The following is a 23628-nucleotide window of genomic DNA, read 5'->3' as shown; positions in this document are numbered from 1 at the left end:
CCCCTTTGGAAAATTTATTTATTTAATTGGTTTCTTACCTTTTCTTTTAATGCATTAGCTAACTCATGATGTTTTTCAAGGTTCTGCACTGAAGTATTTTTATCTATTTTTCCTTCTAAATTAAAATTGGTTGTAAACTCTCCTGTTTTACTATTGATATCAATTCTATTAAAGAGTTCTAAAATCCCATCAAATCGGCAAGAATCTACAAAACTATCAAAACCATTTACAAAAATCACAGGAGTACCTAAGGCTAAGCATGGTAATGCACAGTGAATTCTAGAAGTAATAACCAATTTAGCTTTTGCATATTTACGTAAAAGTGCTTCTGCCATTTCGAACTTTTCTTCATCAGAATATTGATTAGAAGGTGGTTCCTGATTAATGAATTCTGCTTTGTCTAAAACATCCTTACTGATAAAATTCTTAAGATGTTTATTCTTTTTATTTAACTGAAAAGCAGTACCATTAAGGATATTTTTTATAGTATGCTTAGCACTATAAAAAACTTTTTCAGGCCTGGGGTAGCTATATAAAGGATCTACAATATAGATATCCTCTCCGCGCTCACTATCATCGACCTTATAAGAATCTAAGGTTAAGGTTAAGCAACCTGTAAAATAGGCATCAATTCCTTTAGCTTTTAATGTATCGGCAGTAAACTGATCTCTACATCCAATGGGTTCGTGTTTTTTTAGGTAAGCAATTCCTTTTTCGCTAAGCATTGCAGGTGCAGCTGTATTGTTCATATGAAAAGAAACAAATACTGGATCAATATCTTCTGAAGGGACCCAATTATGAGTATTATGAGTAAACCAACCATTCATGATAAGTTTTACCGGCTCTCCTTTATAATCACCTAATTTCTCTCTATTTAGAAAAATATCGATGTTTGGTAAAAATTGTTTTGCGGCCAAACTTTGAATATTGTCTCCAACATTAAAAAACCGCTTATTCTCAACATATGTCAGTAGTCCGTATTTCATACGTTTAAATTTTGTTTTGTTTAGTATCTTATTTTTCTATATAACTTTTGTAACCAGGGAAATTTATTTCTTATAATAAACCTAATCCTTTGTTTTCCTTTGTTAGAGGTATTTATTTTTTGCTCTAAAAGTTGATCAATCTTACCATCTCTAATTTTATTGATTTGAGAAGTTTCTGCTTCTTTATCCTTAAAGACATAAAACTGATCTGTATTTTTTGCTTTCTCCATGAGTTCCCACCAAAAGTATTTTACTCCTTTGCTTCCTGAACCGATTTCTAATACTTGATAAAATTTGTCATATACAGTCTCATCGACATTAAAACCATAATCGTTAGGATTTTTTCCATTTAAAATAAGTCCTAAGATTGTTCTAAAACATTTTTCGCAATTGCTACAATTAAACTCTGTTCTTAGTTCAGAATAGCATACTCTAAGTTTAAACTTATTATCAGTATTCGAAGCAAACTGTGCTATCAAATCTACTTTATCTTGCCTTTTTAGTTCATATCCGTCATGAAATACTTTTACTCCTCCTGCCCATGTAATTTTTTCATCTATTTCTGGAGTAGACCCCCAATCAATATCAATATGATCTGTATATGATGATGCAATGTAGATAGAAGAATATTTGTAGATAAAAGACAATGGTGCCAATGAACCAATTAGAGCAAGACCGTGTTGCACTTTGCCCCACCACCCTATATCTTTAAGTAGGAGTTCTACCTGATAGGTATAAAATTCTCTAAGATTTGTTTCTATATATTCTTGATTATTTTTTTCTAATAGCTTCTCTGTTTCAATAAAATTGGTAAAATCTTCCCATTGAGAATGGTCATCTATCTCAATATCGGCCCCATGAATTGTTATCAAATCAGGTTTCTTTTCAAAAATCCTTATGTACGTAGCATAAGCATCTACTCCGCCACTAAACAACATAGATGATTTATCTCCTATGATTTTGTTTTTAACCAGTTTTTTAGCTTCTAGTTTACCTTTTACTGTATCTAACGAATCTCTCTTTAGAAACTCTTTGTGTACTAATTCTAAGGCTTTATAAAAATCTTCATCAACTTCTTCTACCTCAACTGTAAATCCTGCATACCATGCAATAGGCATGATATTAGACAAAAACGGGATTACTGCTATACTATCTGGCACACTACTTACATCAATACCATATGTAGAGTAAAGCGGTTTATCTTGCACCAAATATTTCTGGACATTAACCTCGGCAGAATAATCATAAACAATTTTTTTACCTTCGTCAGCATATGATATTGTATGAAGTGTTAGTTTTCCCATTACAATTTATTTTCGTTTTAGTACTGCGGCTATTGGTTTTGAAAATAATTCTCTCTCATAGTTAAGCATTCCTACAAAATACATAAGTATCCCAAAAATCACAGTATATATACTTCCTTTTATCACAAAATTCAACCAGCCATCTCCAGGAATATAATTAATAAAATAACCGATAAAAATTACAACAAATACGACCAATAATGTTTTATGAAATAGCTCTTTAAAAAACCGAAAGATATTTAAGCCTATTTTTCTATGATAATAAAAATTCATCACATTTTGTACGACTAACCATCCTGCGACCAACCCAGAGATCATTCCTAATGCACTATATTTTATTGCCAGAAATCCCCCCAGCACAGCACCTAAAATCATAAACACAAGATATAGAATTGCTTTAAAAGACAATTTGTTTTTTGCTTCGAGAATAGAATTCCCAAATGCCTGCAGTAATGGCAAAGTATATCCTATCATGATGATCAATGCAATACTATATATCTCTCGACATTCTTGTGTATTATATTTACCATCGGTTTCTAACTCTCCTCCTACCCATAAATTAATAAATTGTTCTCCATACAATATAAAGGCACTAAGCACATACATTAGTACAATAAAAGATAACCTACCTAACTTGATCATCATATCGGTTAACTCTTCTCCTGTTGCATTTCTTACTGTCATTTGTGTTGCTCTAGGTAAAAAAACACTGGATATTGCAGTAGAAAAAGCTCCGTAATACGTTCCAAGGGCGATTCCAATACCATAAATACCTAAAACTTTTGGTACACTCATAGCCCCCAACACCCAACTACCAGATTTCCACTGTAGCATTCCTACAATAGAAAACACAAAAATCCAACTAGAATATTTTAATATTTGTTTGATAAATGCTTTAGAGAGCTTATGCAATTTAAATCGTACATTAAGTTTTTTAATCACGTAATAAGCAGATACCGAAATGGTAAGAATATTAAATACCGAATCGACTATTACCAACGATATGGCACGACCTCCTAAAAAAAGCACAGCTACTACTGTCACCGACCTTAGAAGATACCTGATAACACTAACCGATTCTGGAAATACAAATGCTTCATATCCTTTACAGATTCCTGTAAAGATCATTCCGGGAAGTTGAATTGCCAGATTAAAAATCAAAATAACAAACATTACTTTGGCTATTCTGAGTTCTTCGGCACTAAACTTGGTAAAGTATGAGTCTATAAAGAAATAGAAAATAATTCCGAGAATAATAACGAGTAAAGAAATAACAAAGTATAATATTCCTATTGTAGCTAAAAAGTTTTCTTCTCCTTTTCTATCTTTCTCTGCTCTATATTTAGCTATAAACCGAACAACTGTATTGGTAAGACCAAAATCCAAAAGAGCAATGGTACCTATTAATGCTCCAATTGCATTAAATATACCATATTCATCTTTTCCCAAATAACTAACGATCAAAGGTGTAATCACAATACCTATAACATTAGTAAGGAAAATCTTTAGATACGTTAGTAATGCCCCTTTTTTTAATTGGCTCAAAATAATTGGTCTTAAATTGTTATTTTGTTATGCTACCAGTTGATTATTCTATTATAATCTTCCGTGTACCTTTTCTTTCAGTATCCCTTTAACATCATATAGAATACCGTTTGGTGAAAGCATAGATTTTAAATTTATATCTAAAAATTCTTTATGCGCAACTGTTAATACTACTGCGTCATATTTTTCTTTTGGTAAATCAATTGTTGTTTCCAGATTGTATTCATGCATTACTTCTGCAGGATTTGCCCATGGGTCATATACAGTAACATCGGTTCCAAAATCGCCTAATTGTCTAATAACATCAACTGCTCTTGTATTACGCACATCGGGGCAATTTTCTTTAAACGTCACACCAAGCACCAATACTTTAGCGCCTTTTATATGAATATCGTGTTTCACCATAAGCTTAATCACTTCTGATGATACATACTGTCCCATACTGTCATTTAATCTACGTCCTGCTAAGATTATTTCTGGATGATATCCAAATTCTTGTGCACGTTGAGCCAAATAATATGGATCGACACCAATACAATGACCACCTACAAGTCCTGGTTTAAAAGGAAGGAAATTCCATTTGGTTCCAGCTGCTTCTAGCACATCATTAGTATCTATATCCATTAGGTTAAAGATTTTAGCTAACTCATTAACAAAAGCGATATTAATATCCCTTTGTGAGTTTTCGATAACTTTTGCTGCTTCTGCCACTTTTATGGTTGGTGCAAGGTGAGTCCCTGCAGTAATAATAGAGGCGTATAAATCATCTACTTTTTTTCCAATCTCTGGAGTAGATCCCGCTGTAACTTTCAGGATTTTCTCTACTGTATGTTTTTTATCTCCTGGATTGATTCGTTCTGGTGAGTATCCTGCATAAAAGTCTTCATTAAATTTCAGTCCACTTATTTGCTCCAGTACAGGAACACATTCTTCTTCGGTAACTCCTGGATAAACGGTAGATTCATAAATAACAATATCTCCTTTTTTTAATACCTTACCAACAGCTTCACTAGACTTATACAAAGGTGTAAGATCTGGCCTATTATTTTTATCTACCGGAGTAGGTACTGTAATCACATAATAATTACAACCTTTTATATCTTCTATATCAAAAGAACAATAGAGTCCGTTTTTATCCAAATTATTATTATCCTTTAATACTGATTTTAATAACTCATCTTCTACTTCTAAGGTAGAATCGGTTCCTGAACGTAATTCTTTGATTCTTTTTTCATTGATATCAAAACCTATTACCGGATATTTGGTTGCAAATAATCTGGCTAAAGGTAACCCTACATATCCTAATCCAATGATGGCAATCTTAATATTTTGCATAGTTATTCTTTATTTACTAGAAATTTGGAGTCTATTTTAAATGCTTCCAATACCATTTTACGGCTTCTTTTAATCCTGATTTAATATCAAATTTTGGAGCATACCCCAAAAGTGTTTTTGCTTTATCTACAGATGCTAAAGAATGTGGTATATCACCCTTACGTTCTGGCCCATACTCAATCTCTACATCTGCAATAGCAGCATCATATGTAGACAAGTATTCTTTTAATAAAATCGTTAATTCATTTAACGTTGTTCTTTCTCCGTAAGCTGTATTATAAACATTATTTATAGCTTCTTTATTATCAGAAACTATCGCCAGTAAGTTCATTTGGATTACATTATCTATATAGGTAAAGTCTCTTGAGAATAAGCCATCTCCATTAATTACCGGGGATTCATATTTCATAAACTGCATTACAAATTTTGGAATAACCGCAGCATATGCCCCATTAGGATCTTGTTTACGACCAAATACATTAAAGTATCGTAACCCTACTGTATCTAAATCATATGTTCTTTTAAAATTATCGGCATACAACTCATTAACATATTTAGTTATAGCATAGGGTGACAATGGTTTCCCTATTTTTTCTTCTACCTTAGGTAAAGCTTCAGAATCACCGTATGTCGAAGAGCTTGCAGCATAGATAAAACGTTTTACCCCTGCATCTCTTGAGGCTACCAACATATTAAGAAATCCTCCGACATTAACATCGTTAGTCGTAATAGGATCATTGATTGATCGTGGCACAGAACCTAATGCGGCTTGATGCAATACAAAATCAACCCCATTACATGCTTTATGGCAATCGTCAAGATTTCTAATATCTGCTTCAATAAAAGTAAAGTTAGAATTCTTTAAAAGTGGGTCGATATTTTTTTGATGTCCCGTTGCAAAATTGTCTAATCCTATTACTGTGCTTCCAATTTCTAAAAGTGCTTCGCAAAGATTAGACCCTATAAATCCTGCTGCACCAGTCACTAGTATTGTTGAAGAACGAAGATGTTCTAGTTGTTTTGCGTTCATGAATTATATTTTAACCCCCTGTTTTTTAGTCTAAAAGACTATGCATTTGCTTAGTCAGCGCGAAATTAAGATTTACTTATAGAACATACAACATATGTTAAAGGGGATTTTGCCCCTATTTAAAATTTATAATATTTTGTTAACCTTAAAAATCACTAACCAATGCAACAACCACACACAACTATCTAAAAAACAACATTTTAAAAACAAAAAACCATTATAAAAATTTAGTAACTAAAATTTTACAATGGTTAAAAAAAATAAAATATAAGATTCTACACAGTATCTTTCTAATGTCTATTGCTAAAAACAGCTTATATCAAAACTAGAATTCTAATAGCAATAGCAATTCTTCTTCAAATCTGTTTTTACCTAAATATTGGGCTTCAAGATTCGTATCAAATGGAATCGGAGTCTGTAAACTTGCTACTCGTTTTACCGGTGCATCAAGAAATGTGAAGCAATTTTCCATAATTAATGCCGAAATATCAGAAGCTATACCTCCAAAAAGTGAGTCTTCTTGCAAAATAATAACTCTACCAGTTTTTTTCACCGATTGGTATATAGTATCTGTATCCAGAGGTTGTAATGTTCTTAGGTCGATAAGATCTGCATTGATTTGTGTATGTTTTTCTAACACATCTAATGCCCAATGCACGCCTGCTCCATAACTTATAACAGTAATATCTTTTCCTTCCTTTAATACAGAAGCTTTACCTAATGGTAAATTATAATATCCTTCGGGAACTTCTTGGCGGATACTTCTATATAGTGCTTTATGCTCAAAAAACAATACTGGATTAGGGTCCTCTATTGCTGTAACCAACAAACCTTTTGCATCATAAGGAAATGCTGGATAGACAACTTTAAGTCCTGGTGTTTTGGTAAACCATGCTTCATTAGTCTGACTATGAAATGGCCCTGCCGCAACACCTGCACCACAAGGCATTCTAATTACAACATCTGCCGATTGACTCCATCGATAATTTGATTTTGCTAATAGATTAACAATTGGATTAAATCCCGAAGACACAAAATCGGCAAATTGCATTTCGACGACAGCCTTATAATCATTAATAGACAGACCATACCCTGCAGAAACAATTCCTGATTCACAAATTGGAGTATTGCGTACTCGTTCTTTTCCGAATGCATCTAAAAAGCCTTCGGTAATTTTAAAAACTCCTCCATATTCTGCGATATCCTGCCCCATAATCACAAGCTTATCATACCGATGCATACTTTCTTTTAGGCCATCAGAAATAGCATCGATCAACCTTTGTTCTTTTGTATCGGTACCGGGTTTTATTTCTTTATAATCAAACGATGTATACACATCATTTAACTCTTTATCTAAATTAACATCAATAGCTTCTTCAGTATTTGCACGTTCCCAATTGGATTCTATTTCCTTTTTTAGAATGGATTTTTTTTCACGATCATCTTCATCAGAAATTATTCCCTGATCAATCAGATAGTTCTTATAATTTTTAATAGGATCTTTAACACTCCAATGCTCCATTAACTCCTTAGGCACATATTTGGTTCCACTTGCTTCTTCATGCCCTCGCATTCTAAACGTTTTAAATTCTAATAAAACCGGTCGTGGATTAACCCTAATACTTTTGGCTAACTTGCTTACCTTATCATATACTTCTAATATATTATTTCCATCAATAATATGAGATTCCATACCATATCCTAAGCCTCGATCTGCAAGATGCTTACAATTGTATTGTTCGCTGGCTGGAGTAGATAACCCATAACCATTATTTTCTATACAAAATAGTACTGGTAAGCTCCATACCGAAGCGACATTAAGTGCTTCATGAAAATCTCCTTCACTGGTTCCTCCTTCTCCTGTAAAAACCGCAGTAACTTTGTTGTTCTTTTTTAAAAGATTCCCCATAGCAATACCACACGCTATACCCATTTGCGGTCCCAGGTGAGAAATCATACCTACAATATTATAATCTTGTGTTCCGAAATGAAAAGAACGATCACGCCCTTTGGTAAACCCATTTGCTTTTCCTTGCCATTGACTAAACAATTGATATAAGGGAATGTCTCTTGTTGTAAATACTCCCAAATTACGATGCATTGGCAATATGTATTCTTCGTTTTCTAAAGCAGCTGTTATCCCTACAGATATTGCTTCTTGCCCAATACCACTAAACCATTTAGATATTTTTCCTTGTCGTAATAACACAAGCATTTTCTCTTCAATAAGCCTGGGTTTAAGCATTTTGAGGTATAATGAGATCAGCTGATCATCTTTGTATTCTTTTCGGTCAAAATGTAGTTCTATTTTTTCCTTTGAAATGTGCTCCATAGCAGAAAATTTGTTAGGTAAAAATACTTATTTTTACTTCACAACTCGCATCCCAATTACAATATTATTAAGTAGTTGTTAATTTACCCTAAACAATTCTATGAATTAGTTAAATTTACCATGAATTAAGGATTAGAAGTCCATAATTAACAAATTTGACCGATATTTTGCAGCTATAAATAAATTTGAAGTCCTATTAGGAGTTTTCGGTCAAATACACCTATTTTAGTTCTTCAATACACAAATGAATACACAAATGAATAATATACCAAGCGTAGATTTGGCAGATTTTTTATCAAATGACCCTTCACGAAAACAAAAATTTGTCAACGAAATAGGAAAAGCATATGAAGAGATAGGCTTTGTAGCATTGAAAAATCATTTTTTGAGTGACAAACTTGTAGAAAATTTATATAAGGAAATTAAAGATTTTTTCGCATTACCTACAACTACTAAAGAAAAGTATGAAATCGAAGGATTAGGTGGGCAAAGAGGCTACACTTCTTTTGGTAAAGAACATGCCAAGGGTAAAAAAGAAGGAGACCTTAAAGAGTTTTGGCATTTTGGACAAGAACCGGATGCAGATGCTAACTTAATTGAAGAATATCCAGATAATGTTATTGTTGACGAATTGAAAGACTTTAACACTACAGGAATGGAAGCTTATAAAATGTTAGAAAAGACAGGAATATATGTTCTTAGAGCATTAGCTATACATATAGGTCTTGATGAACATTATTTTGATCATTGGGCAAGTAATGGTAATAGTATCCTACGCCCTATTCACTATCCACCTATTAAAGAAGAACCTAAAGGTGCAGTTAGAGCAGGAGCACATGGAGACATTAACCTTATTACATTGTTAATGGGAGCTTCTACAGGAGGACTACAAGTGCAACATAGAGACGGACAATGGATTGACGCGCTCCCAGAAGAGGATGAACTGGTTATTAATGTTGGGGATATGCTAGAACGACATACTAATAATAAACTTCGATCTACAATACATCGAGTAATAAATCCTCCTAAAGATCAATGGGGAAAACCTAGATATTCTATTCCTTTCTTTATGCACCCAAGAAGTGATATGAAGCTAAATTGCTTAGAAGAGTGTATTACAGAGGATAATCCTAAGCACTATGAGGATACTACCGCTGGAGAATTCTTACATCAAAGACTTGTGGAAATTGGATTAATAAAAAAATAGATTTCTTTATGGATTTACAAGATCAATTAAAAAATTTATTTCCTGATCATCAACCAGAAGAGACAGAAGAAAATGTACAAGATGATCAAGATCAAATATGGATGCAGGATGATCCTATAGTTTGCAAATATGAAAAGCGAAAAGGAAAACCCATCACTATACTAGAGGGGTACACTGGTTCTGATGAAGATTTTAAAAAACTTGCTAAAGAATTGAAAACTCGTTTAAGTGTTGGTGGGAGTTTTAAAAATGATGCTATAATCATACAAGGTGATTATAGAAATCAAATTATGGAAATTCTTAAAGAAAAAGGGTTTAAAGTAAAACGTGTTGGAGGATAATAATCAATAGCTATTTTGGGGAAAAACATATTACATATTACGAATGGAGATAGTCTAACTCAAAGAATGAAAGAGTTAGATCTTGTTACCGGAGAATTTATGACCTGGCGTGAAATGCTTTGCGAAGGGCCTACAGAAATTGAAGTAGAAGCAGAAGATTCTATTAAAAAGCGAGAAGCTTTTCTAAAAAAATACTACAGAATCGATTCTTCTGATTATGAAGAAAAATTTGTTTCACAACTCAAGAAAATAGATAACCTTACAAACTATACCGAAATCATATTATGGTTCGAATATGATTTATTCTGTCATATTAATATGATTGCAGCTATTAGTTTACTACTTCGTAAAGGTATTAAAGACATTCCCGTTTATTTGGTTTGTAGCGGTAGAATTGAGCACGAGAAAAAACTATTTGGACTTTGTGAATTATCCGACAATCAATTAAAAGAACATTATAAAAACAAAGTTTTATTAACAACAGATGATCTTGAATTTGCTTCTCATATCTGGACATTATACTGCGAATCAAAGCCTCAGAAAATGGCAGGGCAGATTAAAAGAGATTCTTCTTTCGAATATATGTCTATATGCCTAAGAGCACATTTGCAGCGTTTTCCTAACATGCTAACCGGACTTAATATTCTAGAACATAATATTCTTGAAATGGTAGATAATTATCACATCAAGAATATCAAACAACTTATGGGATACGCTCTAGAGTATCAAGGATATTATGGATATGGCGACATGCAAATGAAACGTGTGCTTGCAAGACTTTTTCAGTTTTTAGATCAAACAAAAGATAGACTTGTATTATCCGAAAGAGGAAAACTGGCGTTACAACACAAAAAAAACTTTTATAATACTCAAATATTAGATTGGTATTATGGAGGTGTCAAGAAATACGATTACTTGTATAATAATGAAACACACACACTATTAAAATTGTAATATGGCTATAGCCGAATCTGAACTTATTCTTAACAAAGATGGAAGTATTTATCATCTAAACCTTAAACCAGAACATCTTGCCCAAACTATAATAACTGTTGGGGATCCTGATCGGGTTGACCAGGTAACACAATATTTTGACACTATAGAGTGTAAAATTCGTAAACGAGAGTTTCATACCCAAACAGGAACTTATAAAGGACACAGAATCACTGTAATTTCTACAGGTATCGGTACAGACAACATAGACATTGTCTGTAATGAACTAGATGCCTTAGTAAATATTGATCTTATCGCGCGTAAAAACAAAACAGAGCATACCACATTACATATTATTCGCATAGGAACTTCTGGGTCCATACAACCAGATATTCCTATAGATAGTTTTGTGGTTTCAGAAATTGCCACTGGTTTTGATAGCCTTTTACATTTCTATAAAAGTCACCATGTACAATTACCCGAAATTTCAAAGGCTTTGGCAAAACATATAGATCTGGATCAAAATAAATCAAAGCCATATACAGTAGCATATGATAAAAAATTAGGAGAGCATATGTTAAGTAGTATTGTTCAAAAAGGACATACAGTGACCAATGTAGGTTTTTATGGTCCACAAGGAAGAGTATTAAGGTTACCATTACAAGATAATGAGCTCAATACAAAAATAGCCTCTTTTACTTATGAGAATAAAAAAATAACAAATTTAGAAATGGAAACTGCTGGTATATACGGATTGGCAAAATTACTAGGGCATAAAGCTGTATCCATGAACGCCATTGTAGCTAATCGTGCTACCGGGGAGTTTAGTCAAAACCCAAAAGAAACTGTGGAAAAACTTATCAAATACACTTTAGGCAAAATAGCAAATTATCACCCGTAAATAGTTTATATAAAATAAAAAAGAATGAGTAGTAGGTCCTCATTCTTTTTTTATTATTTGATTAATAATTAGCTATTTCTAAACATATTAACCAAATAATATTTTAAGACTAATTAATAAATTAGTAATCAACAATACTGCAATAAAGACTACGATACCATTCTCTAGAGAATTATTTTTTAACTTCGCAACCTTTACATATGTATTTTTATTTTTTAAAAAATTCTTTTTCATAGCAATATTGTTTTTATTTGGGGTTAAAACTTTTTAAATATAAAATTCTTTAAAATAGTAATGGTTCAAATATACAAAAATCATTTATTTTTATCGTTAAAAAACATAAATAATCGATGAAATACACATTTATTAATTTCAGATAGCATGCATACTATAAAAATAGGTGGTGTTCCTGAGCACTTCAATCTACCCTGGCATTTAACTATTGAAGACGGAAGCTATCTAAAAAACAATATACAGTTAGAGTGGACAGAATATCCAGGTGGTACAGGAGCAATGTGCGAGGCGTTAAGAAACCAGGATATCGACATGGCAATAATCCTTACAGAAGGAATCGTAAAAGATATTATCGCCGGTAATCCTAGTAAAATTGTACAAACATATATTCAAACACCTCTTATATGGGGGATTCATGTAAGTGTTCATTCTAACTATACTGATCTTTCTGAGCTTCAAAACACAAAAGCTGCTATTAGTAGATATGGATCTGGTTCACATTTAATGGCTTATGTTAATGCCCAAAACCAAAATTGGGATACCTCTCACCTACAATTTGAAGTTGTAAAAAACCTGAATGGAGCAGTTAAAGCATTAACTAATGGGAAAGCTGATTATTTTATGTGGGAACATTTTACTACAAAACCATTGGTCGATAATGGAGTTTTTAGACGAGTTGTAGACTGTCCTACCCCCTGGCCTTGTTTTGTTATAGCTGTAAGAGAAGATATACTCAATACCAAAAAAGAAGAAATAAAAGCTATTCTAGATATTATAAACACTACCACTACAGATTTTAAACATATCCCTAGTATAGATAGAACTCTTGCTTATAGGTATGATCAACAATTAGAAGATATACAGAAATGGTTACAACATACAGAATGGAGCCAATCTCTTATTAAAAAAGAAACACTTATAGAGGTTCAGGATTATTTATTTAACCTACAAATCATTAACAAAAAAATAGCTCCCGAAAAACTAATTTATGACATCTAAAATCTGCATGTCCCATAATAAATTAAAAAAAGTAAAAATATAAGGTAGGGATATCTTAATCTAAAGCGTTACTTCATAAAGGATATTTTAAAAAATTAAGGTCAAAAATATAATATATAAAATGCACAGAGGAAACTCTTAGCAAATACTTAATTCTTAAATATCTCTATAGCAAGCGTCTGTACAAATAAAAAAATTTGTACATTTGCCGAGCCTACCCCCAATAAAATGAACTAATTATTAGCGCATACGCAACCTTTTTAAGTGCATTGCATCTAATGATTAACTAACAAATCTATTATGGTAACTTTTCTAATAATTCTCGCAAGTCTTATTGTCTTCAATTTTGTTTTGCTTAAATTAAGCATGCAGTCGGTTGATACAGACAAAAAGAAATCAAAAACACAAAAAGTTCAGATTAACTCGGTATCTGATCAGTCTTCAGATAAGTCGAAATCTTCTGAGATACCTAACGCGGCATAAGTATATTTACCAATTTATTTCGGTTTGATTCGTTTCAAGTAAGTATGAATTAGTCTTACTAAAATGCATATTCCCAAACCAATACCCTCTGTTAGCACTTAGTGGAGAAGGATGCCCACTAGTTAAAACATGATGGTTTGATCTATCAATCTTAGCTCCTTTTTTCTTAGCATAACCACCCCACAACAAAAAAACAACATTCTTTTTTGTATCTGATATCGTTTGGATAACTGCATCCGTAAATTGTTCCCATCCTTTATTTTGATGAGATCCAGCTTGATGCGCTCTAACAGTAAGTGTAGCATTCAATAATAAAACACCTTGTTTTGCCCAACGTTCTAAATTTCCATTTGAAGGAAAAGGTAATTTTAAGTCTGTTTCAATTTCCTTAAAAATATTTATCAATGATGGAGGCATATCAATACCATTATTAACAGAAAAACACAAACCATTGGCTTGCCCAACTCCATGATAGGGATCCTGACCAATCACAACTACTTTAACATCATCAAAGCTACAATGATCAAAAGCAGAAAATATGTCATTTCCTTTTGGATAACATGTGTTATTTTTATATTCTGTTTTCACAAAATCTACTAATGAAGCAAAATATGGCTTGTCAAATTCCTCTTTAAGTTGCTGATTCCAAGAAGGTTCAATATTTACATTCATATAGATGTCAAAAAATTATAGCAATTGTGTACTTTTGCCCTGTTCTAAAACTGACCGAATATAACCCAAAAATAGGGTAAAAAAAAGTATGATTCGTATTTCTAAAAAAACACTAGACGATCTAGAATTTGATACTGTGCAGAAACATATTGCAGAACAGTGCAATACAGATTTTGGTAAGTTGAAAGCATTACAAATTGCTCCCTTCGATACCGAAGAGCAACTTCATATTGCCTTACAAGAAGTATTCGAATATAAATCTTCACTATTCAATGATGCTCGTATACCCAATCATGGATTCGATAGTATTAATAAAGAAATTCAATTATTGAATATTGAAAACACATTTTTAGAAGCTTCAAATTTAAAACGATTGATTTCTATTAGTACTACTACTAATGATTTACTCTACTTTTTTAGAAAAAATGCAGAGCTATACCCTACATTACATCAAACATCTTCTAGAGTAACATGTACCAAAGAGGTTATTCATCTAATCGAAATGGTAATTGATAAATTCGGAGAGGTTAAAGACAATGCTTCTCCTATGCTACAACGTCTTCGAAAAGATATTCATAGTGTACAGGGAAAACTAAATGGAAGTTTCGGAAAAGATTTATCTCGATATAACAGTTTGGGCTACCTGGATGAAATTAAAGAAAGTGTCGTAGATAACCGAAGAGTTCTGGCAGTAACAGCCATGTACCGACGTAAAGTAAAAGGTGCTATTATGGGTAATTCTAAGACCGGAAGTATTGTTTATATAGAACCCGAAGCTACTTTACAATTTAGTCGTGAGCTCAGTAACCTTCAATACGAAGAACGAGAAGAAGTCGTAAAAATACTAAAAGCACTCACTAACAAATTACGTCCGTTTACCGAATTATTTGAGCACTATCAAGAATACTTAAGTGATGTTGATGTTGTTTCTGCAAAATCAAAATACGCAGGTCAACTTAATGCTGTGTTACCAAAAATCACTACAGACAGAGAGCTAACACTTAAAGATGCATATCACCCATTATTATATCATACGAATAAAATAAAAGGAGAGAAAACCTTCCCCCAAACCATAACATTAAACGAGAAGAATCAAATTATTGTTATATCAGGCCCTAATGCCGGTGGAAAAAGTATTACCTTAAAAACTATTGGACTACTACAGATAATGTTGCAAAGCGGAATGCTTATTCCGGTACACGAGTACAGTAGAATGTGTCTATTCGATGTTATTCTAACCGATATCGGTGATAATCAATCTATAGAAAACCACTTAAGTACATACAGTTATCGTTTGAAAAACATGAATTATTTCTTACGAAAATGTAATAACAAAACACTATTTCTAATTGATGAGTTTGGAACAGGTAGTGATCCCGAACTTGGTGGGGCTCTAGCCGAAGCCTTTCTGGAGGTGTTCTATGAAAGAGAATCTTTTGGGATTATCACAACACATTATGCTAATTTAAAAATGTTGGCTAATGAGTTACCTAATATGAGTAATGCCAATATGCTATTCGATTCAAAAACACTAGAACCTCTATTTAAATTACACTTAGGTGAAGCAGGAAGTTCTTTTACTTTTGAAGTAGCTCAAAAAAACGGGATCCCGTATAGCCTTATCAATAAAGCAAAGAAAAAAGTAGAACGCGGTAAAATTCGTTTTGATAAAAGTATTGCTAATCTTCAAAAAGAAAGATCAAAACTACAAAAAACTACTGCTGGACTCAAAACCAAAGAGCAAAAAGCAGAAGAAGAAAAAGAACGCTTAGAAAAGACAAATCAGCGTATTCAGCGTAAGCTCGAAAGCTACCAGGAGTTATATGACAGCAATCAAAGAATGATCTATCTGGGTCAAAAAATTGATGATCTTAGCGAAAAATACTTTAACAACAAGAAAAAAAGAGAGCTAATCAATGAATTCATAAAAATCGTTGAGGTAGAAAATTCCAAACGAAAAAAACAAAGTCCTAAGCAACGAAAAGTAGAAAAAGCCAAAGAGAAAAAAGTCGTAAAAGAAGTTATAGAAAAAGTACAGGTAATTCGTAAAAAGAAAAAGGAAGAAAAAAAGAAAGAAGAAAAGATCGAGGCAGCAAAACCAAAAGTAACGTTAAAAATTGGTGATCGAGTACGAATGATTGATGGAAAATCTATAGGTACTATAGACACCATAGAAAAAGGGAAAGCTATTGTTAATTACGGAGTTTTTACCACTAATGTAAGTATTGATCAATTAGAATTTGTAGAAAGAAAAAAATAAACTCCGTATGGAAATCTATCTTTACCTAAGTACTTACATCATCTTAATCATTGGTTTGTCGATCTATATATCCAGATCATCATCAAGTGAAGATTTTCTTATCGGAGGAAGGAACAAAAGTGCTTACGCCATTCTATTCTCTAAATTTGCAGGTGCAATTGGAGTCAGTACTTTAATTACATATACAGGTTATGCCTATAAATTTGGCTGGGGACTTTTTGCTATGTCGCTGGGATCGGTAATTGGTTATTTTTTATTTGCATTTTGGGCTGCACCAAAAATAAAAAGGTTATCTAAACAAGGTAAGTTCTATACACAAGGAGATCTACCCGCTTTTGTGACAAGTAATAAAAATACAGCTACTGTTACCAATTTTATAACTATAGCGGTTCAGTTTTTCTGGATACTATTATCCCTGGCAGGTGGTGCAAAGATCATTGCATTCTTCGAAATTCTTCCTTATGAAACTGCACTATTAATTACAGCAATTGTAGTTATGGTATATGTTTTATTTTCTGGTTTTAAAGCTGTAATTGTTACCGATATTTTTCAGGCAGTAATAATAATAGTATTTCTCTGCATATTAATTTATGGTATGTTTGATAGTAATGATTTTGGTATGATCCTTAGTAGTACTACAGATAAAAATGTGACTATTGGTAGCGTTATAGGTTTAGTTTTATATGGAGGGTTATCTGTTTTTGGATTAGCAGATCGATACCAGCTTTGCTATGCCGCTAAAGATGAAAAATCATTAAAAAGAGGGTTGAGTCTTGCTATCATTCCTGTTTTATGTATTGTCTTTTTATTACTTCTAATTGGATTATACACCTATATTCAAAACCCAAATTTAGATCCTGATACCGTATTTGTTTATGCTATGCAGAATTTTATAGCACAATCATGGTTACCGCTTTTACTAGTCCTTTTTTTTGCAGGTTTAATGAGTACTGCAGACACCTCTGTTTTTGCCGTGGCTTCTCATATTGTTTCTACTACTAAAAAAGAACAAAAAGTAAAATCTTTACGATATGCTACTGTTATTACAGTTATTGCTGCTTTTATAGTAGCTTTGTTTTGGAGAAGTATTGTAGATATAACTATTGTTGGAGCTGCATTACGAATGACACTTTCTATAGCAATGATCTATGTTATCCAACAAAAAAGAAATAGCGGAAGATTTTTGGGCAGTGCCTTAGGAGGTCTTTTAGGGTTAATAGCTGGTATACTAGTCTTTGGCCCCACCCCTACCATTGCCATAACTGTGCTTTTGGGGTCGTTATTAGGGCTAATTTATAGATCCAAAACCCCAAAAGAAGTGTAGTTATATAAAATTGTCTACCCAAAAGATAATTGATAAGGACTTCCTGTTAAAGTATCCTTAAACCACAATTCTGAGAATTTTATCTTTTTATATTTGAAGAAACTCAATTAAAAATTGCACCGAGAAATTATGCGAAAATTATTTTTTATAGCCTGTATTGGTATACTATTTCCATATGTTATACAAGGACAACAACCTAATAAACCCAATGCAGCAGAAATTCATCAAGCTATAAAAAAACTTAATTTTTTAGGATCTGTATTGTATGTTGCAGCTCATCCTGATGATGAAAATACCCGACTTATATCCTATATGTCTAATCAGGTAAAAGCTAGAACAGCATATTTATCCCTTACCCGGGGAGATGGTGGGCAAAATTTGATAGGCCCCGAGATTCGAGAATTATTAGGCGTAATCAGAACTCAGGAATTATTAGCCGCTCGTAGAACTGATGGAGGAGAACAACTGTTTACACGTGCTAATGACTTTGGATATTCTAAACATCCCAACGAAACACTTTCTATCTGGGATAAAAAAGAAGTACTGGGCGATGTGGTTTGGGCAATACGAAATTTTAAACCAGATGTAATCATCAATCGTTTTAATCATAGAACTCCCGGTAGTACTCATGGTCATCATACTTCTTCGGCAATGTTAAGCGTAGAAGCTTTTGATATAACGGGAGATAAAACGGTATACCCAGATCAGCTTAACTATATAGAAACCTGGCAACCTAAAAGACTATTCTTTAATACTTCTTGGTGGTTTTATGGTAGTCGAGAAAATTTTGCAAAAGCAGATAAAACCAATTTATTAGCGTTTGATACAGGAATATATTATCCCTCTTTAGGGCTTTCTAATACAGAAATAGCATCATTAAGTCGTAGCCAGCACAAATCCCAGGGATTTGGTAGTACAGGTAGTCGTGGACAACAAAGTGAATATATAGAACTCATAAAAGGGGATTTACCAAAGGATAAAACGAATATTTTTGAAGGAATTGACACTTCATGGAATCGTGTTAAAGGAGGTAAAGCTATTGGTGATATCTTATATCAGGTAGAAAAAGATTTTGATTTCAAGAACCCATCTGCTAGTATTCCTCGATTAGTAAAAGCATACCAACTAATTCAACAATTAGAAAATAAACATTGGAAAGCAGTTAAAACTAAAGAGGTTCAGGAAATTATTACTGCTGCTTCTGGTCTTTACCTAGAAGCTGTTGCAATCGAAGCAAATACTACTAAAGGAAGTGAAATTACACTAAAAGTAGAAGCAATCAATAGAAGTACAAGTGCTATGACTCTGCAATCTATCAAAATTGCTGCAGTTAATATTAATGATGTTTCTGAAAAAGTTCTAAAAAATAATATTCGAAATAATTTCGAATTTAAAGGTAGTATCCCATCTAATTTTGATTTTACCAATCCTTATTGGCTTACCAATAAAGGAACACTGGGAATGTATAATGTTAGTGATCAAAAACTAATCGGAAAACCAGAAACAGATCATAAAATCAAAGCTTTGTTTACCGTAGTAATCGATGGAGTTTCTATCCCTTTTTCTAAAGATGTTGTCTACAAGACAAACGATCCAGTTAAAGGAGAAGTATATAAACCATTCGAGATCATTCCTACTATTTCTGCAAGTATTAAGGATAAAGTAATTATCTACGCTAATGGTGCTTCAAAACAAATTCCTGTTACTATAAAAGCCGGAAAAGCAAATTTAAATGGAAAAGTTACACTAACACATCCAGAAGGTTGGCAGGTAACTCCCGCTACTATTAATTTTAATCTCTCTCAAAAAGGAGAAGAAAAAACAATCATTTTTACCCTTACATCACCCCAGACTCAAAGTGAAGGTTACATTTCACCAAAAATAGAAATCAATGGAAATCTATACTCAAAAGAAGTCATTACTATTGATTATGACCATATTCCTTACCAAACTGTAGTATTACCGTCTGAGACCAAAGTTGTGCGTTTGGATATTAAAAAGAAAGGGGAAAACATAGGATATATAGAAGGTGCCGGAGATGTAGTGCCAGAAAGTTTACAGCAAATTGGGTATAAAGTAACCACAATTGATCCAGAATCTATTTCTACAGAAAACTTACGACCTTTTGATGCAATTGTAGTAGGAATTAGGGCTTATAACACTGTAGAACAGCTAAAATTTAAACAACAATACTTATTAGAGTATGTAAAAAACGGAGGGAACCTTATCATTCAATACAATACCAGTCATAGATTAAAAGTGACTGATAACTTAGGCCCATATCCCCTTAAATTATCCAGAGATCGGGTAACCGATGAAAATGCAAAAATTACCTTTTTGGCTCCAGAGCATCAGGTACTAAATTCACCCAATAAAATCACAGCTAATGATTTTAAAGGATGGGTACAGGAAAGAGGATTATATTTCCCTAATGAATGGTCAAAAGAGTACACCCCTATTTTGGCTGCCAATGATAAAGGAGAATCTGAAAAAAAAGGCCCCTTATTAATTGCCAAATATGGTAAAGGACATTATGTATATACCGGACTTAGTTTTTTTAGAGAGTTTCCGGCGGGAGTATCAGGTGCATATCGACTTTTTGCTAATATGCTTTCCTTAGGAAAATAAATACCAAATATATCTAATCTAGCAATTTTTATTATGGAAAAGAAAGACGAAAAAAGAGAGTGGAAAAAATTATATAGTGCAGTATTAATCGCTAATGCAGTTTATATACTACTGTTTTATTTTATCACTAATTCTTATTCATAATTCTTCTGTACAGAAAACAACCTCAACCATCAATCAATCAATAAACTAATTTAATCAATCAACTTATGCAAACCATAGATTGGATCGTACTACTAGGAACCTTACTATTTATAGTACTATATGGTGCCTGGAAAACCAAAGGCAGTAAAAATGTAAAAGATTATATTCGAGGAGGAAACGATGCACATTGGTGGACCATTGGTTTATCGGTAATGGCAACACAAGCAAGTGCTATCACTTTTCTTTCTGCACCAGGGCAAGCCTTTCATGACGGAATGGGCTTTGTGCAATTTTATTTTGGAGTTCCTATTGCTATGGTAGTTATTTGCATGGTATTTATCCCAATGTATCATAAGCTAAATGTCTATACAGCTTATGAATATCTCGAAAGTCGATTCGATCTCAAAACCAGAAGTTTAACCGCCATTCTATTTTTGGTTCAAAGAGGATTAGCTGCAGGGATTACCATTTTTGCACCAGCTATAATATTATCATCTGTACTAGGTTGGGATCTAATTACCTTAAACATTATCATAGGTATACTAGTAATTATATACACTGTTTCTGGAGGAACAAAAGCAGTTAATATTACCCAGAAACAACAGATGGGTATTATTTTTATTGGGATGTTGGTTGCCTTTTTTATTATCATAAGTTACCTCCCAGAGGGAATTACTTTTTCTAAAGCATTGGATATTGCAGGTGCCAGCGGAAAAATGGAAATCCTTGACTTCTCGTTTGATCTCGATAATCGGTATACGTTCTGGAGTGGAATCATTGGAGGAACATTTTTGGCCCTCTCCTACTTTGGTACAGATCAAAGCCAGGTACAACGGTATTTAACCGGTAAATCTATAAAAGAAAGTCAACTAGGACTTTTGTTTAATGGATTACTCAAAGTACCTATGCAGTTTTTTATTCTCTTAGTTGGGGTGATGGTATTTGTTTTTTATCAATTTAATGCATCTCCTTTAAATTTTAATCCAAAAGGAAAAGAAGCTGTACTTAATACAGAATATGCAGCGCAATATACAGCATTAGAAAACGAACTTGCAGAAATTCATAGCTCAAAAGATGCTGTAATTAAAGGATATCTGACCGAACACAAACCAGAAAATAAAAATCGAATTCAGGAACTAAACAAAAAAGAAAAAGAAATCCGCGAAACCGCAAAAATAGTAATCAAAAAAGCAGATACCACAGTAGAGACAAATGATAAGGATTATGTATTTATCCATTTCATTTTAAATAATCTACCCAGAGGGCTTATCGGCCTACTTCTCGCTGTTATTTTATCTGCCGCCATGTCTTCTACAGCTTCAGAACTAAATGCCTTAGCATCAACTACAGCAATTGATTTATACAAACGAAATGTAGCCGAAGAAAAAAGTGATCGACATTATGTATCAGCTTCCAAATTTTTCACTCTGGGATGGGGTATTTTAGCAATCATAGTAGCATGCTTTGCCGATTTATTCGACAATCTTATTCAATTGGTAAACATCATTGGTTCTATTTTTTACGGAAATGTGCTAGGCATATTCTTATTAGCGTTCTTTGTAAAATTTGTACATAGCAACGCTACCTTTGTAGCAGCACTTATTACTCAGGTAATTGTTATTCTTGGCTGGTATTATGACTGGATGCCATATCTATGGCTCAATTTATTTGGATGTGTTCTGGTAATGACTATCGCGATATTTATACAACCATTAATGGGATCTAAACCCAAAATAACAACCTAATGCGTGTTGAAAAAATCATAAAATGGGGAATCATTGGTTGTGGCAAAATAGCACATAAATTTGCTAATGACTTAAAATCGGTTCCTAATGCAAAACTCTATGCCGTTGCAAGCAGGAGTCTGAAAAAAGCTCAGGAGTTTGGGAAGGAGCATCACGCCTCGAGCTGTTATGACAACTATGAAACCTTAAGTCTGGATCCCAATATTGATGTTATATATATTGCAACGCCACATGTATTTCATTATGAAAATACGTTGATGTGCCTTACCCATAAGAAAGCAGTTCTTTGCGAAAAACCGTTTGCTATGGATACTGCTCAGGTCGAAGAAATGATCGCGGTAGCAAAAAAGAACAAAGTATTCTTAATGGAAGCACTTTGGACGTATTTTCTTCCACATTACACCTATGTTTTAGATGTTGTTAAATCTAATGCGCTTGGGAAAGTAAAAACACTGAAAGCTGATTTTGGCTTCACAACCCCTTTTGATCCCGATGGAAGGGTATTTAACAAAAAACTGGGAGGTGGCAGCCTGCTGGATGTAGGTATATACCCGTTGTTTGCTGCATTAAGTATTTTAGGATATCCAGAAAAAGTGAATGCTCGGGCTACTATAGGAAAAACAGGAGTCGATGAAGATTGTACGATACAACTTGAGTACAAAAATGGCGCTACGGCTTCCCTATTTAGTGCCGTTACCCAAGAAACCAATACAACCGCTACTCTCGAATTTGAAAAAGGAATCATCATCATCAATAGTCGTTTTCATGAGCCCTCTTCTATTACTATTCAAAAAGAAGGAAAATCAGAACATATAGAATTTAACGTTACTACAAACGGTTATAACTATGAAGCTATTCATGTACAGGAAATGTTGCTACAAAACCGTACAGAAAGTACACTCATGAGTTTCGAAAAAAGCATCCAGTTAATCAACCTGTTAGATACGGTTAGAGAAAAAATAGGTTTGCATTACGATTGAATTGAATTTCTTGCTTTTTTTACTTTTCGACTTCAAAAATTTAGAAATAGGGCCTTAGCATCGCAATTTTATATCAGAAAAAGTGATAGCTCAGCTAATCTTGTGTCACAATATACTCAACATTAAATACCTCTTAATTAAAAAAAGAAGAACTTTTTGTTAAACTTGATTTCCAAAAAAAGACCTTTCAAATTAATGAAAGGCCTTCTTGAAATTTAGCAAATTGTTTGTTTTCTAACATAGAA

17 protein-coding genes are annotated in these 23628 nt (G+C 33.1%); 10 read left to right on the top strand and 7 right to left on the bottom strand.

Translation table 11 applies throughout. The features are described 5' to 3' along the window. Positions 1-14 precede the first annotated feature (14 nt). The 6 genes from DK441_RS22750 to DK441_RS22725 form a co-directional block, all read right to left on the bottom strand. Positions 15-986, bottom strand: coding sequence for a polysaccharide pyruvyl transferase family protein (locus tag DK441_RS22750; RefSeq protein WP_074406533.1), 972 nt, complete (start codon positions 984-986; stop codon positions 15-17). A gap of 20 nt (positions 987-1006) precedes the next feature. Continuing rightward, on the bottom strand, positions 1007-2290 hold the full coding sequence (locus tag DK441_RS22745; protein ID WP_109852888.1) for a hypothetical protein: 1284 nt from the start codon (positions 2288-2290) through the stop codon (positions 1007-1009). 6 nt (positions 2291-2296) lie between these two features. Next, on the bottom strand, positions 2297-3835 hold the full coding sequence (locus DK441_RS22740; RefSeq protein WP_160112244.1) for an oligosaccharide flippase family protein: 1539 nt from the start codon (positions 3833-3835) through the stop codon (positions 2297-2299). 51 nt (positions 3836-3886) lie between these two features. After that, entirely contained in the window at positions 3887-5170 is a 1284-nt protein-coding gene (locus DK441_RS22735; protein WP_109852886.1) for a nucleotide sugar dehydrogenase, read from the bottom strand. A 31-nt stretch (positions 5171-5201) separates the two neighbouring features. Further along, positions 5202-6200 (bottom strand): SDR family oxidoreductase, encoded by a 999-nt coding sequence (locus tag DK441_RS22730; RefSeq protein WP_109852885.1) that lies wholly within the window; start codon positions 6198-6200, stop codon positions 5202-5204. Positions 6201-6525: 325 nt separating this feature from the next. Next, entirely contained in the window at positions 6526-8532 is a 2007-nt protein-coding gene (locus tag DK441_RS22725) for a thiamine pyrophosphate-dependent enzyme (protein ID WP_109852884.1), read from the bottom strand. Positions 8533-8788: 256 nt separating this feature from the next. Between DK441_RS22725 and DK441_RS22720 the strand changes: the two genes are divergently transcribed. The 5 genes from DK441_RS22720 to DK441_RS22700 all read left to right on the top strand — a co-directional run bounded on the left by DK441_RS22720 (position 8789) and on the right by DK441_RS22700 (position 13147). Next, positions 8789-9739: an isopenicillin N synthase family oxygenase gene (locus tag DK441_RS22720; protein WP_109853608.1), complete on the top strand. Its 951-nt coding sequence runs from the start codon at positions 8789-8791 to the stop codon at positions 9737-9739. 8 nt (positions 9740-9747) lie between these two features. Continuing rightward, a complete protein-coding gene (locus DK441_RS22715; protein ID WP_109852883.1) occupies positions 9748-10080 on the top strand; it encodes a translation initiation factor in 333 nt (110 codons plus the stop codon). A gap of 15 nt (positions 10081-10095) precedes the next feature. Beyond that, complete coding sequence (locus DK441_RS22710; protein ID WP_109852882.1) at positions 10096-11034, top strand: DUF1835 domain-containing protein; 939 nt, start codon at positions 10096-10098, stop codon at positions 11032-11034. Between the two features lies 1 nt (position 11035). Then, positions 11036-11914: a nucleoside phosphorylase gene (locus DK441_RS22705; RefSeq protein ID WP_109852881.1), complete on the top strand. Its 879-nt coding sequence runs from the start codon at positions 11036-11038 to the stop codon at positions 11912-11914. Positions 11915-12295: 381 nt separating this feature from the next. Further along, positions 12296-13147: a substrate-binding domain-containing protein gene (locus DK441_RS22700; protein ID WP_109852880.1), complete on the top strand. Its 852-nt coding sequence runs from the start codon at positions 12296-12298 to the stop codon at positions 13145-13147. Positions 13148-13636: 489 nt separating this feature from the next. Here DK441_RS22700 and DK441_RS22690 read toward each other — a convergent pair whose 3' ends face one another. Next, the gene (locus tag DK441_RS22690; protein WP_109852879.1) at positions 13637-14302 is read right to left on the bottom strand and encodes a uracil-DNA glycosylase; all 666 of its coding nucleotides are present in this window, start codon (positions 14300-14302) and stop codon (positions 13637-13639) included. A gap of 88 nt (positions 14303-14390) precedes the next feature. Between DK441_RS22690 and DK441_RS22685 the strand changes: the two genes are divergently transcribed. The 5 genes from DK441_RS22685 to DK441_RS22665 all read left to right on the top strand — a co-directional run bounded on the left by DK441_RS22685 (position 14391) and on the right by DK441_RS22665 (position 23383). After that, positions 14391-16562, top strand: a complete 2172-nt coding sequence (locus tag DK441_RS22685) for a DNA mismatch repair protein MutS (RefSeq protein ID WP_109852878.1) — start codon at positions 14391-14393, stop codon at positions 16560-16562. A 7-nt stretch (positions 16563-16569) separates the two neighbouring features. Further along, complete coding sequence (locus tag DK441_RS22680; protein WP_109852877.1) at positions 16570-17886, top strand: sodium:solute symporter; 1317 nt, start codon at positions 16570-16572, stop codon at positions 17884-17886. 129 nt (positions 17887-18015) lie between these two features. Next, positions 18016-20514, top strand: a complete 2499-nt coding sequence (locus tag DK441_RS22675; protein ID WP_109852876.1) for a PIG-L family deacetylase — start codon at positions 18016-18018, stop codon at positions 20512-20514. A 209-nt stretch (positions 20515-20723) separates the two neighbouring features. Next, complete coding sequence (locus DK441_RS22670; protein ID WP_109852875.1) at positions 20724-22403, top strand: sodium:solute symporter; 1680 nt, start codon at positions 20724-20726, stop codon at positions 22401-22403. Then, the gene (locus DK441_RS22665; RefSeq protein WP_109852874.1) at positions 22403-23383 is read left to right on the top strand and encodes a Gfo/Idh/MocA family protein; all 981 of its coding nucleotides are present in this window, start codon (positions 22403-22405) and stop codon (positions 23381-23383) included. Before DK441_RS22670 ends, DK441_RS22665 begins: the two co-directional genes overlap by 1 nt. The last annotated feature ends 245 nt before the right edge of the window (positions 23384-23628 follow it).

The sequence above is a fragment of the Aquimarina sp. AU58 genome, from assembly GCF_900312745.1.
Classification (GTDB): Bacteria; Bacteroidota; Bacteroidia; order Flavobacteriales; family Flavobacteriaceae; genus Aquimarina; species Aquimarina spinulae.
Note: the sequence above shows the minus strand (reverse complement) of the source record. Positions and strands in the feature narration are given on the sequence as shown.